Source organism: Tenacibaculum sp. MEBiC06402 (genome assembly GCF_049239625.1).
Taxonomy (GTDB): domain Bacteria; phylum Bacteroidota; class Bacteroidia; order Flavobacteriales; family Flavobacteriaceae; genus Polaribacter.
The window spans coordinates 194434-210200 of record NZ_JBMKKT010000105.1; the positions used below are offsets into that span (position 1 = coordinate 194434).

Annotated in this window: 17 protein-coding genes; 5 read left to right on the plus strand and 12 right to left on the minus strand. The window is 31.6% G+C overall.

Annotation, left to right across the window (positions count from 1 at the left end):
• Positions 1–56 precede the first annotated feature (56 nt).
• On the plus strand, positions 57–1727 hold the full coding sequence (rho, locus tag ACOSP6_RS16710; protein WP_422095326.1) for a transcription termination factor Rho: 1671 nt from the start codon (positions 57–59) through the stop codon (positions 1725–1727).
• 57 nt (positions 1728–1784) lie between these two features.
• On the opposite strand, the gene ACOSP6_RS16715 is transcribed toward rho, so the two are convergent.
• Complete coding sequence (locus ACOSP6_RS16715; RefSeq protein WP_422095737.1) at positions 1785–2330, minus strand: 5-formyltetrahydrofolate cyclo-ligase; 546 nt, start codon at positions 2328–2330, stop codon at positions 1785–1787.
• Positions 2331–2873: 543 nt separating this feature from the next.
• Between ACOSP6_RS16715 and ACOSP6_RS16720 the strand changes: the two genes are divergently transcribed.
• Positions 2874–3737: a sigma-70 family RNA polymerase sigma factor gene (locus ACOSP6_RS16720; RefSeq protein ID WP_422095324.1), complete on the plus strand. Its 864-nt coding sequence runs from the start codon at positions 2874–2876 to the stop codon at positions 3735–3737.
• Between the two features lie 26 nt (positions 3738–3763).
• A complete protein-coding gene (gene rpsU, locus ACOSP6_RS16725) occupies positions 3764–3952 on the plus strand; it encodes a 30S ribosomal protein S21 (protein ID WP_422095323.1) in 189 nt (62 codons plus the stop codon).
• 83 nt (positions 3953–4035) lie between these two features.
• Here rpsU and ACOSP6_RS16730 read toward each other — a convergent pair whose 3' ends face one another.
• The 4 genes from ACOSP6_RS16730 to ACOSP6_RS16745 are packed head-to-tail and all read right to left on the minus strand — an operon-like array spanning position 4036 to position 8792.
• A complete protein-coding gene (locus tag ACOSP6_RS16730; RefSeq protein ID WP_422095322.1) occupies positions 4036–5283 on the minus strand; it encodes an NAD(P)/FAD-dependent oxidoreductase in 1248 nt (415 codons plus the stop codon).
• A gap of 1 nt (position 5284) precedes the next feature.
• Positions 5285–6292, minus strand: a complete 1008-nt coding sequence (locus tag ACOSP6_RS16735) for a 4-hydroxyproline epimerase (protein ID WP_422095321.1) — start codon at positions 6290–6292, stop codon at positions 5285–5287.
• A gap of 4 nt (positions 6293–6296) precedes the next feature.
• On the minus strand, positions 6297–7874 hold the full coding sequence (locus tag ACOSP6_RS16740; RefSeq protein WP_422095320.1) for an aldehyde dehydrogenase (NADP(+)): 1578 nt from the start codon (positions 7872–7874) through the stop codon (positions 6297–6299).
• 3 nt (positions 7875–7877) lie between these two features.
• On the minus strand, positions 7878–8792 hold the full coding sequence (locus tag ACOSP6_RS16745) for a dihydrodipicolinate synthase family protein (protein WP_422095319.1): 915 nt from the start codon (positions 8790–8792) through the stop codon (positions 7878–7880).
• Between the two features lie 265 nt (positions 8793–9057).
• Between ACOSP6_RS16745 and ACOSP6_RS16750 the strand changes: the two genes are divergently transcribed.
• Entirely contained in the window at positions 9058–9912 is an 855-nt protein-coding gene (locus ACOSP6_RS16750) for an AraC family transcriptional regulator (RefSeq protein ID WP_422095318.1), read from the plus strand.
• Here the strand turns inward: ACOSP6_RS16750 and ACOSP6_RS16755 are convergent.
• Genes ACOSP6_RS16755 through ACOSP6_RS16770 form a run of 4 tightly spaced genes read right to left on the minus strand, consistent with a single transcriptional unit; the run spans position 9909 to position 12059 of the window.
• Positions 9909–10469 carry a DinB family protein gene (locus ACOSP6_RS16755; RefSeq protein WP_422095317.1) on the minus strand — a complete coding sequence of 187 codons (561 nt, stop codon included), beginning with the start codon at positions 10467–10469 and terminating at the stop codon, positions 9909–9911. The genes ACOSP6_RS16750 and ACOSP6_RS16755 overlap by 4 nt on opposite strands.
• 52 nt (positions 10470–10521) lie before the next feature.
• A complete protein-coding gene (locus ACOSP6_RS16760) occupies positions 10522–11058 on the minus strand; it encodes a Crp/Fnr family transcriptional regulator (RefSeq protein WP_422095316.1) in 537 nt (178 codons plus the stop codon).
• Positions 11059–11080: 22 nt separating this feature from the next.
• A complete protein-coding gene (locus ACOSP6_RS16765) occupies positions 11081–11446 on the minus strand; it encodes an MmcQ/YjbR family DNA-binding protein (RefSeq protein ID WP_422095315.1) in 366 nt (121 codons plus the stop codon).
• A gap of 1 nt (position 11447) precedes the next feature.
• The gene (locus ACOSP6_RS16770) at positions 11448–12059 is read right to left on the minus strand and encodes a DUF4230 domain-containing protein (protein WP_422095314.1); all 612 of its coding nucleotides are present in this window, start codon (positions 12057–12059) and stop codon (positions 11448–11450) included.
• A 157-nt stretch (positions 12060–12216) separates the two neighbouring features.
• Here ACOSP6_RS16770 and ACOSP6_RS16775 point away from each other — a divergent pair, with 157 nt between their 5' ends.
• Positions 12217–13356 carry a serine hydrolase domain-containing protein gene (locus ACOSP6_RS16775; RefSeq protein ID WP_422095313.1) on the plus strand — a complete coding sequence of 380 codons (1140 nt, stop codon included), beginning with the start codon at positions 12217–12219 and terminating at the stop codon, positions 13354–13356.
• Positions 13357–13360: 4 nt separating this feature from the next.
• On the opposite strand, the gene ACOSP6_RS16780 is transcribed toward ACOSP6_RS16775, so the two are convergent.
• From ACOSP6_RS16780 to hemW, 3 genes are all read right to left on the minus strand, one after another.
• Positions 13361–14107 carry a cyclase family protein gene (locus ACOSP6_RS16780; protein WP_422095312.1) on the minus strand — a complete coding sequence of 249 codons (747 nt, stop codon included), beginning with the start codon at positions 14105–14107 and terminating at the stop codon, positions 13361–13363.
• Positions 14108–14139: 32 nt separating this feature from the next.
• Complete coding sequence (locus ACOSP6_RS16785; protein WP_422095311.1) at positions 14140–14445, minus strand: GIY-YIG nuclease family protein; 306 nt, start codon at positions 14443–14445, stop codon at positions 14140–14142.
• Positions 14446–14583: 138 nt separating this feature from the next.
• Entirely contained in the window at positions 14584–15735 is a 1152-nt protein-coding gene (gene hemW / locus ACOSP6_RS16790) for a radical SAM family heme chaperone HemW (protein WP_422095310.1), read from the minus strand.
• Between the last annotated feature and the right edge of the window lie 32 nt (positions 15736–15767).

A 15767-nucleotide genomic window follows, 5' to 3' on the forward strand; every position in this document is an offset into this window, starting at 1 on the left:
TCAAGACAACAATCCCTTTTTTTTCATAAAATACTTTATAATTTAAAAATATACTAATGTTCGAAATATCGGATTTAAAAGCAAAAAAATTAGTTGAATTACAGGAAATAGCGAAAGCTATTGGCTTAAAAAAGACGAGTCAATTAAAAAAACTAGACCTTATATATAAGATATTAGATGCTCAAGCAGAGGCTAACAAAGAATTGCCAAAAGAAAAAGCTCCTAGTAAAACTGAAGAAAAACCAGCAGTAAAGCAAACTTCAAAACCTGAAGCTACAAATAATCAAGATCAGAAAAAGGAAAAACCAAAAAGAAAGCGTATTTCTAAATCTGGTGAACAAAATGATACGAAAGCTAAAACTGAGCAAAAACCTCAGCACGCTTCAAACGATACAAATTCAAACTCTAATCAAAAGAGTACACAACGTCATTCTTCATCTGATAATAAATCAAATAAGAATTCTCAGAATAACAATCAGCAGAATTCAAATAGAAATAATAATCAGAATAGAAACAACAACCAAAATAGAAACAACAACAATAAACATCAAAACAAAAACCAAGGACCGAAACATAAAAGCGGAAATAAATACCGTGATCCGGACTATGAATTTGATGGAATTATTGAAAGCGAAGGTGTATTAGAAATGATGCCAGATGGTTATGGGTTTTTACGTTCTTCAGACTATAACTATTTATCATCTCCAGACGATATATATGTATCACAATCTCAAATTAAGCTTTTTGGTTTAAAAACTGGAGATACTGTAAAAGGAAACGTACGTCCTCCGAAAGAAGGTGAAAAATATTTCCCGCTAATTCGTGTTTCTAAAATTAATGGATTAAGTCCGAATATTGTTAGAGACCGCGTTTCTTTTGAACACTTAACACCTTTATTTGCGAATGAGAAATTCAATTTAGCAGAGAAAGGAAGTTCTTTATCTACGAGAATAATGGATTTATTCTCTCCAATTGGTAAAGGACAACGTGGTATGTTAGTAGCACAACCTAAAACTGGTAAAACCATGTTATTAAAAGATGTTGCTAATGCCATTGCTGCAAATCATCCAGAAGTTTATCAAATTGTATTATTAATTGATGAGCGTCCTGAAGAAGTTACCGACATGAAACGTAGTGTTCGTGGAGAAGTTGTAGCTTCTACTTTTGATGAGCCAGCAGATAAACATGTACGTGTAGCCAATATTGTATTAGAAAAAGCAAAACGTTTGGTTGAATGTGGGCATGATGTAGTAATTCTTTTAGATTCTATTACGCGTTTAGCACGTGCTTATAACACAGTTGCTCCTGCTTCTGGTAAGATTTTATCTGGTGGTATTGATGCAAATGCATTACACAAACCAAAGCGTTTCTTTGGTGCTGCTCGTAACATTGAAAATGGTGGTTCTTTAACAATTATTGCAACTGCTTTAACAGAAACAGGTTCTAAGATGGATGAAGTAATCTTTGAAGAATTCAAAGGAACTGGTAACATGGAACTTCAATTAGAGCGTAACATTGCAAACCGTAGAATTTACCCAGCTATTGATTTAATTAAGTCGAGTACACGTAGAGATGATTTATTATTAGATCCAAAAACGGTTCAAAGAATGTGGGTATTGCGTAAATACTTAGCAGATATGAATCCAATTGAAGCTATGGAGTTTATTCAACAAAGAATTAAAACATCAATAAACAATGAAGAATTCTTGATTTCCATGAACGGATAAGAAGAAATAAAATATTTTTAAATTATATAAACGTCTTGAAAAATCAAGGCGTTTTTTTTATGGAGTAATCATAACATCCAGCGGAACATCATATTCATTAACATCTGAAATTCTTTCAATAGGTGGAAAAAAGTTCAGTCCAATTGTTTTTACGTTGGTCTTACAAGAACTTAGAAAACGATCATAAAATCCTTTTCCATAACCGACACGAAATTTCTTTTCATCAGAAATTAATAATGGTACAAACACCAAATCAATATCTTTTACATTAACTTCTTTAGCGTTCTCTGGCTCTGGAATTCCGTATTCACTAATCTTTAATTCAGTGTCTTTTTCCAGAAGAAAGTGTGTTAGTTTGGTCGTGACAAAATCACTTTTACTAACAATAATACTTTTATTCTTTGACCTTAAAAAAGCAATAATTGGGTAGGTATTTATTTCTTTTTGTCGTTCAATAGGTAAGAAAATATGCACATTCTCAACATCAGAAAAATCAAGCTTAAAAATTTGTGCATACATTTTCTCTTGTAAGCTCATTATTTCGTCGTCAGACAGTTCCTTTCTCTTTTGCTTATATAGCTTTCTTAATTCAAATTTTTTCATATCTATATGAATATCAGTATTAAAACTCACACTCTCAAAATCACGATTTGCGAAATCCTAAAAAAAGACGTAATTTTGCGTCGCATGATAAAAAAACTCAAAGACAAAAAAAACAAGCGAATTTTTACATTTAACTTTTTAGTTTTCCGAAATCAATCGGATAAGTTCATTCCTCCTTGTTTTTAATTTTATCCACTTTACTTTTTTAGAGCTAGTAAATTACAACATTATTTTACACAAAATCATACTTGTAGAATATTACAAGTACATTGTAGCTGAGCTAACTAATTATTATAGTTTTAAAACTACAATTCTAGCTAAAAAAGTACTGCTTTTATCCCTTTAACACAACCAATTGCAAACAGAAAGAACCAATTATTCCAGTTTTTATTCTGTTAATGAAAACATTACTATCTGTAAATAGAAAGGACAAAAGTTTATCTGTCGTTCTATAAAAATTATCATATAAATCATCATTCACTGTGTATTTAAAATCTCTTTTAACTGCACTTTACATAATAATTCGATTAAAAAAAGACACTTATGAGACAGCTTAAAATCACAAAACAAGTTACTAATAGGGAAACTAGATCATTAGACAAATACCTTCAAGATATTGGAAAAATAGATTTAATAACGGCTGACGAGGAAGTTGAATTATCTCAACAAATAAAAAAAGGCAATCAGCGAGCTTTAGAAAAATTAGTGAATGCTAACCTACGTTTTGTTGTTTCTGTTGCTAAACAATATCAGAATCAAGGATTAAAATTATCAGACCTTATAAACGAAGGAAACATTGGTTTGGTAAAAGCTGCCAAGCGATTCGATGAAACAAGAGGATTTAAGTTTATTTCTTATGCCGTATGGTGGATTCGTCAATCAATTTTACAAGCTCTTGCAGAGCAATCTCGTATTGTACGTCTTCCGCTAAATAAAATTGGAAGCATCAATAAAATTAATAAAGCTTTTGCAAGGATAGAACAGCAGAAAGAAAGAACTCCTTCTGCAGATGAAATTGCAAAAGACTTAGACATGACGGTTAGAGATGTAAAACAGTCGATGAAAAACTCTGGAAGACACTTATCCTTAGATGCTCCTTTAAAAGAAGGAGAGACCTCGACATTTTATGATGTTTTTAATGCTGGAGATTCACCAAATGCAGATCAAGGTTTACTTCAAGAATCTTTAGAAGTAGAAATAAGTCGAGTATTGAACACGCTATCTCCAAGAGAATCTGATGTACTCAAGCTTTTCTATGGATTAGAAAACTTAAAACCTATGAGTTTAAATGAAATCGGAGAAATTTTCGAGATATCGAGAGAACGAGTACGTCAAATAAAAGAACGCGCCCTAAGAAGATTAAAAAACAAACATAAGTCCAGAACATTACAAATGTATTTAGGATAAATCATGAATAACACTAATAAATATATATGCTAATAATTAAAGTGAAGGAAGGCGAAAAAATAGATAGAGCCTTAAAAAGATACAAAAGAAAGTATCGAAATACAAAGATTCAACAAGAGCTAAGAGATCGAAAGCAATACACTAAACCTTCTGTAAAAAGAAGAGAAGAAGTTCAAAAAGCGAGATATAAGGAACAACTTATTGCAACAACATAATAGCTAAAACCTATCTTTAATGGTAGGTTTTCCATTTTTTTTCGTTTTACAATCGTTGAAACCAAGACTTACTCAGAGACTTATTATTTGAATCTTTCCACAGAAAAAGGTGAAATATCCATACTAGTTTTTTGATTAGAAATAACCTCAGTTATCAATTTCCCTGTCGCCGGACCTAAACTCCAGCCCATCATCGCATGACCTGCAGCAACAGTGAGATTTTTATATCCAGAAACTCGTCCTATATAAGGTAAACCGTCCGGTGAACAAGGTCGTAATCCACAAGCTGCATTTTGCTTTGCCTCGTTGGAAATACTTAAGTTTGAATAATAATCAGAAGCCGCATTAGCAATAGCGTTCACTCTTTTCGGGTTAATTTGATGATTGATTCCTCCTATTTCCATGGTTCCTGCAAATCGAGTAAATCCATCCATTGGTGTAACCGCTACTTTTGCTTCTAATAAAATGGAAGGAATTGTAATTTGAGTTTCATTTTGAACATCTATTCGGTAACCTTTTCCTGCTTGAACCGGAATATTAATCTTCAATTTTTTCATTAAGTTTTGTGTCCAAGAACCAGAAGCAACTACCAATTCATCACAATGAATATTTTCATCTTTAGTTGTTATCGATTGAATAGCGTTTGATTTCACATTGAAACCTGTAACTTCTGTTTCCGATTTAAAAACGACTCCTTTACTTAACAAATAGGCTTTCATTTGTTGCATAAAATCGTTTGGAGTCATATGTGCATCAGATAAATAATGTACCGCTCCTTTAATATCTGAATCTACAGAAGGCTCTAATTTCCGCAGTTCTTCTTGTGACAAATTAGCCACTTTTAAGCCACATTCTATAGCTTTTTGCCCAACTTCCCATTCTTCCTCTCCAGCTTTATCAGTTTTATACAACATCAATAAACCTTTATGTTGATGAAAGAAATCAAACTCTTTTTCAGCTTTCATTTCCTCATATAAAGATCTGCTCAACACATTAATATCTCTAATAACAGGAATGGAATCGGCTACTTTCTGATGCGTTGCTGATTTTTTAAACAACCACGACCATTGTAAAAAATCATAATTCAACCTAGGTTTTACATAAAACGGACTAGAAGAATTGAACATCCATTTAATTCCTTTGGTAATGATTCCTGGAGCAGCCAATGAAATAATATGACTTGGTGTAATTAAACCCGCGTTTACATAAGAAGCACCCGAAGTAAAGCCTGATTTATCTATTATAATAACTTCGTGCGCCTCTTTTTGTAAATAATAAGCTGTACATAAGCCTATTATTCCTCCTCCAATTATTACTATTTTCTTACTCATATTATATCACTTGAAATCCATGTGCATATGGATCATCTTCATCGTCAATAATTATCGTGTTATATCCATATACTTTTGCCCAACCTTGAATGCTTGGAATAATTGCATTTTTTCCCGCTAAAGTTGTTTCTTCTTTTACTCTTCCTATGAATTTACTTCCAATAAAACTTTCGTGAATAAACTCCTCACCCACTGCTAATTTTCCTTTAGCATGTAACTGAGCAATTCTAGCTGAAGTTCCTGTTCCACACGGACTTCTGTCTATTGCTTTATCTCCATAAAACACTGCATTTCTTCCAGATGAATTTTCATCGATTGGAGTTCCTGTCCATAACATATGAGAAACATCTCTAATCGTATCATTTTCTGGATGAATAAATTGATTTGGGTATTTTTCATTGATCCTAGCTCGTACTTCTTGTGAATATTGAATTATTTTGGAAGCTGTAAACTCTTGAATTCCTGCAAAGTTTTTCTGCGGATCTACGATTGCATAAAAATTTCCACCGTAAGCCACATCAAAACTAATTTCTCCCAATTCCGGACAATCAATCGTTAAGTTCTCAGCTGCTAAATAACTTTTCACATTTGTTAAACGAACCCAATCTACTTTTTCTCCAGTTTGCTGATATTCTATTTCCACCAATCCTGCTGGAGCTTCCATTTTAATGACTCCAGGAGTTTTAGGTTGAATTAATCCTTCTTCAACACCAATGGTTATAGTTCCAATAGTTCCATGTCCACACATTGGCAAACAACCTGAAGTTTCAATAAATAAAATACCAAAATCGTTCTCAGGATTTTGCGGAGGATATAAAATCGAACCACTCATCATATCATGTCCACGAGGTTCAAACATTAATCCTTTACGAATCCAATCAAATTCTTTTAAAAAGTGTTGACGTTTTTCGCTCATGGAATTTCCAACCAATTCTGGACCGCCATGTTTTACAACTCGAACAGGATTTCCACACGTATGTCCATCAATACAAGTAAAAACTGATCTCATATTCTTACGATTTATTGAGTTCTCCGTTTACTAATCGTGTAATCTGTAATGGGTTTTCATCTTTTAGCTCATCAGGTAATAAAGAATTTGGCCAATTTTGAAAACTAAATGGACGTACCCAACGTTTGATAGAATTGACTCCAACTGCTGTAAAACGACTATCCGTTGAAGCTGGATATGGACCACCATGAACCATCGAAGGACAAACCTCAACTCCTGTTGGAACTCCATTAAAAATTAATCGTCCTACTCTGTTTTGCATTTTCGCAACTAACTCAGAATAATTCGAAATTTCGTCATCATCTGAAATGATAGTTCCCGTTAACTGACCTTCCAAACCAGCAATGATTTCTTCCAGTTCTTCCAAGTTCTCGCAAGCAACCACAATTGAAAACGGACCGAATACTTCATGATGTAAGGTTGAATTCTCTAAAAATGTTTTTCCAGAAACTGTTGTAACTACTTGAGAAGCATAATTCGTTTGAATTTCTCCATCTAGATTTGCTACAATAGTTACCTCATTTTGATTGATTGCCTGTTGTTTTCCTTTCTCATAAGCTCCATGAATGTTTGGATGTAACATACAAGAAGGATTTATTTCTTTAATTTTTGATCCTAATTCATTAATAAAACTAGACAGTTCCTTTCCTGCGATTCCTAAAATCAAACCAGGATTCGTACAAAATTGTCCTGTTCCTAATGTTATTGATCCAGCATATGTATTCGCTATCTCATTTCCTCTATTTTGTAATGCTTTTGGTAAGACAACAACCGGATTTATACTTCCCATTTCAGCAAAAACTGGAATTGGTTCTTTTCTTTTACTTGCAATATCTAATAAAGCTCTTCCTCCTTTAATACTTCCTGTAAATCCAACTGCTTTTACTTTTGGATGACTTACTAATTGTTGCCCGGCGTCATAATCTTTAGAATTGATATTCGAGAAAACTCCATTAGGCATTCCTGTTTTTTCCGCTGCTTTAATAATTGCAGAAGCGATTAACTCGCCTGTTCCTGCATGCATCGGGTGTGATTTTACAATTACTGGACAACCTGCGGCTAAAGCTGCAGCTGTATCTCCACCTGCTGTTGAATACGCCAATGGAAAATTACTTGCTCCAAATACAACTACAGGACCTAAAGGAATATTCATTTTTCGTAAATCTGGTTTTGGAGCCGGAGTTCTATCTGGAATTCCTGTATCTATAGAAGCTTCTACCCAAGATCCTTCTTCTACTAAATCGGCAAAAGAACGTAATTGAAAAACAGTTCTTCCACGCTCTCCAGCAGCTCTTCCTGCCGGTAAACCTGTTTCTGAACAATACACATTTATCAACTTCTCATCCAAAGCCTCAATTTCATCTGCAATAGCTCTTAAAAAAATAGCCTTTTTCGTTCCCGAAAAATGTTTATACACATCAAATGCTTCAGTTGCTTTAGCTACAGCATTTTCAATTTCTTCTGCAGTGGCTTGCGAGAAATTATTCTGAATTGACACATTCAATTCGGGATTAAATGTTTTAAATGTAATATCTCCTTCAGATGATAATTGATTTCCAATATAATTTTTTCCAGTAATCATTTTTTACAAGCTTTTATAATTTGGTAGTGTTGGTCTGTTTTGTAAACCTTTTTCAATAATTGATAAAACTCGCTCTCGTTCTTCTCCTACTAATGGTAGTCTTGGAGCTCTAACATTTTCAGTTCCAATTCCTGTAGCGACTTCGGCTAGTTTTATATTCTGAACTAATTTAGAATTTATATCTAACTCTAGCAATGGCAAAAACCATCTGTAAATTTCTAATGCTTCTTGAATTCTTCCCGCTTTCTGTAATTCGTAAATTGCTACTGTTTCTCTAGGGAACGCACAAACTAATCCTGCAATCCAACCATCCGCTCCCATCAATAAACTCTCTAAAGCTAAGGTGTCAACACCAGTCATTATCTTTAAACGATCTCCAAATTGGTTTTTAATACGAGTTACATTTGAAATATCTCTTGTTGATTCTTTAACAGCTTCAATATTTTGACACTTTAATAACTCATCAAACATATCTAATGTTACTTCTATTCCATAATCAACAGGATTGTTATAAACCATAATTGGCAAAGAAGTATTATTGGCTACAGTTTTAAAATATTCAACAGTTTCTCTACCATCTGCTTTATATCGCATTGGAGGTAACATCATTAAACCTTTAGCTCCGTCTTCTTCTGCCTTTTGAGCGGCTAAAACCGCATTTTTAGTAGTTTGCTCAGCAATATTAATCAACACAGGAACCTTACTATCTACTATTTGAACAGTTGTTTTTGTTAACTCTCTTTTCTCTTCATCTGATAATGTACTCGCTTCTCCTAAAGTTCCTCCAAGTACAATTCCATGAACACCAGCATCCAACTGTGCGTTTATATTTAATTCAAAAGTTGATACATCAAGTTTATCTTCTGATGTAAATTTGGTAGTTACGGCTGGCATAACTCCTTTCCATTCTATTGCCATTATTACTTTATTTTAATGATAGTTATTTCGATTATAATATTTATAAGAACAACTGATAGTGAGAATCTGAAACAAGTTCAGATTGACGATTACTATTAAATTTCTAATATGTAGTATCAGTTTTTTAGCAAATGTATTCGCAATACAATAGAATTGAATTGTAATTATTAACTCAAAATAGCACTAAATTACCCATTTTTAATTCAAATAATAATTAAATGAATAATATATGCTAAATTTATTCTCAAATTATCTATAACAATACATGAAAGCGTTACCATTTAAAATACCAAAACCAAAAAATTTAGGTGTAATTTATCAAGAAGATAGAACACCTATTTTCTACGGTAATTTTCATGAACATGAAGAAATTCAGATTTCATGTATTGTACATGGTAAAGGCACTTTAGTTGTAGGTGATACTATCCATAGATACTCTGAAAATGATGTATTTGTAATCGGGAGCAACTTACCGCATGTATTTAAAAGTGATGGAGATGAGGATAAGTCTGACTCATTTATGATCTCGTTATTTTTTACTGAGCATTCATTCGGATCTGATTTTTTCGAGTTGGATGATTTTAAAGAATTGAATCATTTCTTTGAAAATGCATCCAATGGTTTTAAAGTACTAAACTCGGACAATTTGGTTCCGAATTTTTTACAATTACAAAAGGCTTCTAATCTTGAACGATTTATTAGTTTTTTTGAAATTATCAAACAATTAAACTCTATTGAAACATTGCCTCTTGCCGAGTTTATTGCGAAGAAAAAACTTAGTGATGATAGTGGAAAAAGAATGCAAACGATTATGAGTTATACTATGAATAACTTTGAGTCTGAAATCAGTTTAGATGCCATCGCTGAGAAAGCCAACATGACCAAAAACGCGTTCTGTAGATACTTTAAACAACGAACGAATAAAACTTATTTTACTTTTTTGAATGAGCTCCGAGTAGAAAATGCTTGTAAATTATTGGTATCAAACAAAGAAACCTCAGTTAAGGAAATCGCCTACAAATGCGGCTATAATAGTCTGTCTAATTTTAATAGAAAGTTTTTAGCAATAAAAGAAACCACACCTTTGAAATACAGAAATGAAGTTTTACAGAGTCTTTAATTGTTATTAAGACACAACTCTAAAACTTTCTTCGCCTGTTGTACATGTCTTTCATTATGGTAAATTAAAACTCTAAATGTATCTCCCAATTTCAACTTAATTAATTTAGAAATAGAGATAGCCGTTTTCGTTTTATCCAAATTTACTGTCTTAGATTTATCTAATAAATCGAAAAGTTGATGTTGCTGATCGATGAATTTTTCAAGAGTTTCTTTATTTAGGTTTGAATGTAATGGATTCATCGATTTAAAAGTTTTCATACTATTTAAATCTTCTTTATATGAAACCGCATTACTAAAATACCTGCCCAACCAATTACTTTTAAAAACTCTTGAGCTTTTATGCTTTGATTTTTTTATTTTATTACTTATTTCAGGTAAATAAAAATCACCATATCTATTGAGATGTTCTATACACTCAAGAACGCTCCAGCTTTCAGAACTTTTTCTCCAGTTTAAATTATCTAAGGATTCATTTTTAAAGTCTTCTATAAATTTCAGATTTCTTTCTGTAATTATACGCAAGTCATTTAATAATTGTGCTGATGTTAACTCCATGTTTTTTTATTACAAATCTCTAACTATAATGCATATAAAACATTGATTGAAATTAAGATTTTTTAATCCTTGACAATGTTTCTGGAGTCATTCTTAAATAAGAAGCTATATATTTATTTGGTATTTCTTGAAATAGTTGCGGGCTTCTTTTTAAAACTCTACGATATCTTTCTAGCGGAGATATTGTTAAAATATCTCTTTCCCTTTCCATTTGTTGTAGTACAAAATTTTTTAAAATTTCATTCCAAATTTCCTTATTCTCTGGAGAAGATTCTATAAAATTCAAATACTCTTTTTTAGAAAGTTGCTTTACTATTGTTTGTTTTAATGCTTGAATATAGAAATCTGAAGGTTGGTCATTTAAAAAGGAATCTAAAGCGGCTATTAAATTATTTTTATAACCAAATCTAATTGTTTGTTCCTCCTCTTCTTCTAATAAAAAGATTCGTAGGCTCCCGCTTTTCACATAATAGAGATTAGTATCAATCGTTCCTTTTACTTTTAAATATTCATTTCGTTTTAATGTTACCTCTTTTTCCCAAAGATTTTGTTGATCTATTTTTTGCACTAAAGAAGAAATTATATCCATATTAGTTTTTTTTGGATAAAATTTAAAGTGATTTTAATTCTTCCTTCAATTTTTTGGTCAATCCTTTTACGACTAAATCATAAGAATGATCTATTAATTCTCTAACAAGACTGTCTGGAACATCTAAATTTAAAGTAATTGTGTTCCAGTGTTTTTTATTCATATGGAACCCAGGATTTATACTTTCGTATTCAGCTCTTAGTTCCTCAGACTTCTCAGGATCACATTTTAAATTGATTTTTTCTTCTCCTTTTTCCCATCGATCTAAACCAGTTAAAGCAAACATTTTACCCATCACTTTAAATACTAAAGTTACTTGATCAAAAGGAAAATGTTCCGTAACTCCTTTCTTTGCGATACAATAATCTCTTAACTGTTCAACGTGCATTTTATTCGAGTAGTTTTATATTTCCACTTGGTAATTCTAAAGAAGAATAGTCTAATTCCCAACCAATAGTTTCAATTAAGTTCTTCATTAAAGCAATTGCTTCTAAGGCTTCATGATTTGCTGCTTGCATTAAATTACTCTCTGGAATTTTTTGAAGTACATGCTCTTTTGCTGCCTGATTTACTTGTGTTAAATCTTCCGATGAAAACTTATTTAAAAAACCATCTTGTATGTCATAAAATCGAATATTTGGTTCAATAGAAAGTACTTCTGGTTCTGGAAAATTAGATAATTTGATTGTTTTATTCTTCGTATCAGCTTCCATTTTAATTTTTCTAAAATCAAAACCAATATGAGTTTTTGCGTTTATTAAAATAATAGCTTTCTTCTTGCTAGATACTAATCCTAAAAGCTTATTCTGCTTATCTTCATGATGATAGATCTCAGCAAACTCTCCTTCAACAGTAATTAACTTTGTTACTTTTTTTATTTTATCTAAAAGCATAACTGACTGACTTTGAGCTAAACCTTTCGTTCTAACAGTATTAAATTTCGAAAAAATAAAATACGACACCACCGCTCCGAATGCCAATCCTAAAAACAATAATTCCATAAGTTAAAGATAATCTTTCTAATATAATTTAAGACGCTTATTTTTAATTTAAGTCACAAAATTCTATTGTTTTAAACGCTTAAACAGAACAACAGTTATTTGACTATTTTTTTAATTAAATTGCAAAGCAATATTTAACTCTAAACCAGATTACACTATGAAAAAGCTCTTAATTACTATCTCGCTTTTAGCTATTTTTTCTTGTTCCAGTAAAAATTCAAGTTCTAAAAATGAGAATGTCACTAAACAATTGGATAGTATCCTTTCCAACACATTTAAAATGAATGAACCTGGGGGATCGGTATTACTAAAGAAAAATAATGAAATTGTTTTCATGAAAAGTTATGGTGTAGAAGACATAAAAACTGGTAAAAAAATTACAGAAAACACCATTTTTAATACAGGTTCTATTTCCAAAACTTTTGTCTCTAACGGAATATTAATACTTCAAGAACAAGGGAAATTATCTATAGAAGATAGTATTTATAAATACTTTAAAGATTTTGAAAACAAAGAAATCGCTCAAAAAGTCAAAATCAAACATATGCTATCTCATACATCAGGACTTCCTGATTTAAGAAATATAAAAGACAATTATGAATTCTTTATAACGGCTAAAGATACCGCCAATTTTGAACCTATAAAACGAGCTGATAGTTTGAATTTTGAATCTGGAGAACGATATCAATATTCTAATCCTTCATATAATGGATTAGCTTTAATTATTGAAGGTTTAGCAGAAAAAAAATGGCAAGACTTTATCAAAGAAAATATTTTCAAACCTTCTGGAATGAAAAATAGCAAAATTACTGACGGACCTCATCCTGAAACTGGGGTTGCGCACAGTTACTATAAAGATGATAATGGGAATTATATTGAAATTGATTATGGAGAAGTACCAACTTTTGCTGCTTCTGGTAATGGTGGTATATGGAGTTCTGTATTAGAGTTGGCTAAATACGAAGAAGCAATTCGAAAAAACACTTTTTTAAGTAAAGAATTAACCGAAGAGTCTAGAAAGCCTTATTATCCTAAAAATTGGTCGGATACAATTCCTCCTAATATTGGTTACAGTTGGTTTACTGGGGACAGAAGATTTGTTTCTGAAAAAACGCCTTCATTAGACACAAATGTAATTTACCATACAGGATCTCAGGGAGGATTCACAGCATTTCTTATTAGTATTCCTGAAAAAGACATCATCTTCATTGGATTATTCAATAAGTATAGAAGTAAACTAAATGAAATTATGAATACTACTTTACAAAATTTAAAAGAAAACAATTGGTTAGATTAAATTATTAATCAATTGAATACAAAACAGGCTTACTTGGTGTAGCATCATTTTCAAATGGTGCTATCATCAAGTTTAAAATGTACGTACCATCTTTTACAGTATTAGGAACATAAATAAATTCTGTAATGGTAGCATCTAATCTTATTTCACCTTTGGTATTCCAAAACGCATTATGCGATAATAATAATCCATCGTCTTTTTCTTTATCTACAGAAGGTAAATCGATAAGTAAGTGTTGTATTCCTTTTTCTCTTAAATAAACCGCCGCTTCTTCTAATACATATGGCGGATTGGTATTTGAATATCGCCTTCCTTTTTTATCGTTTCCATTAGGAAGTGTTCTAATCACAATTGCATCTCTTTTTTTATTTCCTAAAGCAAGTTGTAATTGCTTTTTTGATATCACCTCATCTCCATCTTTCGATTCTGGAGCAACTGTAACTACTTCTGCAAAAAAGAAAAACTGTGATAAATTCTTATTTACAGAGTGTACTTCTTTGGTGATATGGCCAACACATTCTGTATGTGTAATATGAGAATGTGGATTGAACTGAATACTATTAAAATTGACTGCAGCTCCTTCAGAAACACTAATGATTTGCTCATCAAATTGCTCTGGAAATATTTTAGGATCATCTAAATACCAGGCATTTACATTTTGAGTTTGAATATCAATAGGAATCGAAATATCAATTGGTTTGCTTAAATCAATTTTATATTTCTTTGAGTTGTGTTTTATTTCTGCAATCATTTATACTGAACTTGTTTCATCCTAAACTTGATTTAGGATAAAGTATCCTTATAAATCTCATCTAAATTTAATGAGCTTAATTCAGGATTTTTAGTTTTTATTAAGTTCCATTTCCATTCTTTTCTCCAATTTTTGAGCTGTTTTTCTCTAACAAATGCTTCTTCATATTCTTTAAACTCTTCAAAATACAATAAATCATGTACTTTATATTTCTTAGTAAACAGAGCCCCTTTCCCTTTTCTATGTAATGATATTCTAGCTTTTAAATCTTTCGTGGCCCCAATATACAAAAGTGTTCTTCTCTTATTCGAAAGAAGATAAACGTATCCTTGTTTCATAGCTTTTTTTTTAGCAAAATCGTGATTTAAACTGAATTCTACAATTCTTAATCTAAAAATTAAACTTTGGAAAAATACTTTTGTGAAGAAAAGTTATAGACTAGTTCTCTCACGATTCTGAATCTAGTTCAGAATAAATCAAGTTTTGTTGGGATCCTGAATCAAGTTCAGGATGAATAAATCGGAAGCAATTCCGTCAGTTAAAAACTTTCCTTTTCTAGTGGTTTTCAACGTATCGTTTTCAATATACAATAAATCTTGAAGAATAAATTTCTCCGATTGCATCTTCAAATACTGTGCATATTTGATTCCGAATTCTTGTTCTACCTTTTTGAAATCTACTCCCCAAACAGTTCGTAAACCTGTCATAACATATTCATTATAACGATCTGTAACAGATAGTTCTTCTATTTCACTAGGCAATTCTTTCTCTTCTATTTTCTTGATATAAATGGCATTATTCGCAATATTCCAACTGCGTTCTTTTCCGTTGAATGAGTGTGCCGACGGACCAATACCTAAATATTTTTTCCCTTGCCAATAAGCCGAATTATTTTCACTAAAGAAATTCTCTTTTCCAAAATTAGAAAGTTCGTAATGAACAAACTCTGCTTTATCAAGCTCATCTACTAAAATTAAAAACTGTTCCTGTGCTAACTCGTCATTTACATCATCGATAATTCCTTTTTCAATAAAACTTTGAAGCGCCGTTTTTGGCTCTACAGTTAGCGCATAACTTGAAATATGCGGAACTCCAAAAGACAAAGCTGTTTCAATATTTTCTCGCCATTCATCATTTGTTGTATTCGGAATACCGTAGATTAAATCTATAGAAATATTATCAAAGTAGCGAGTCGCTAGAGACAGACATTTTTTTGCTTCTTCTGAATTATGAGCTCGATTCATCAGTTTCAAGTCTTTTTCAAAAAACGATTGAATTCCAATACTTAATCGATTTACAGGTGAATTTGATAACTCAATAATTTTCTCTTCAGATAAATCATCAGGATTTGCCTCTAAGGTAATCTCAGGATTTTGAATTACTCTATAATTTTGATGTACAGTATCAATCAACAATTTAATTTCCTCTGAAGACAAAACACTTGGTGTTCCTCCTCCAAAATAAATTGTAGCTACTTCTTCATTATTGAATTCATCTTTTCTTAATTCAAGTTCTGAAATCAAAGCTTCCATCATATCATCTTTTCTCTTCAAAGAAGTGGAAAAATGAAAATCGCAATAATAACAGGCTTGCTTACAAAACGGTATGTGTATATAAATTCCGGACAATTATCAGTTATCAGTTATCAGTTATCAGTTAT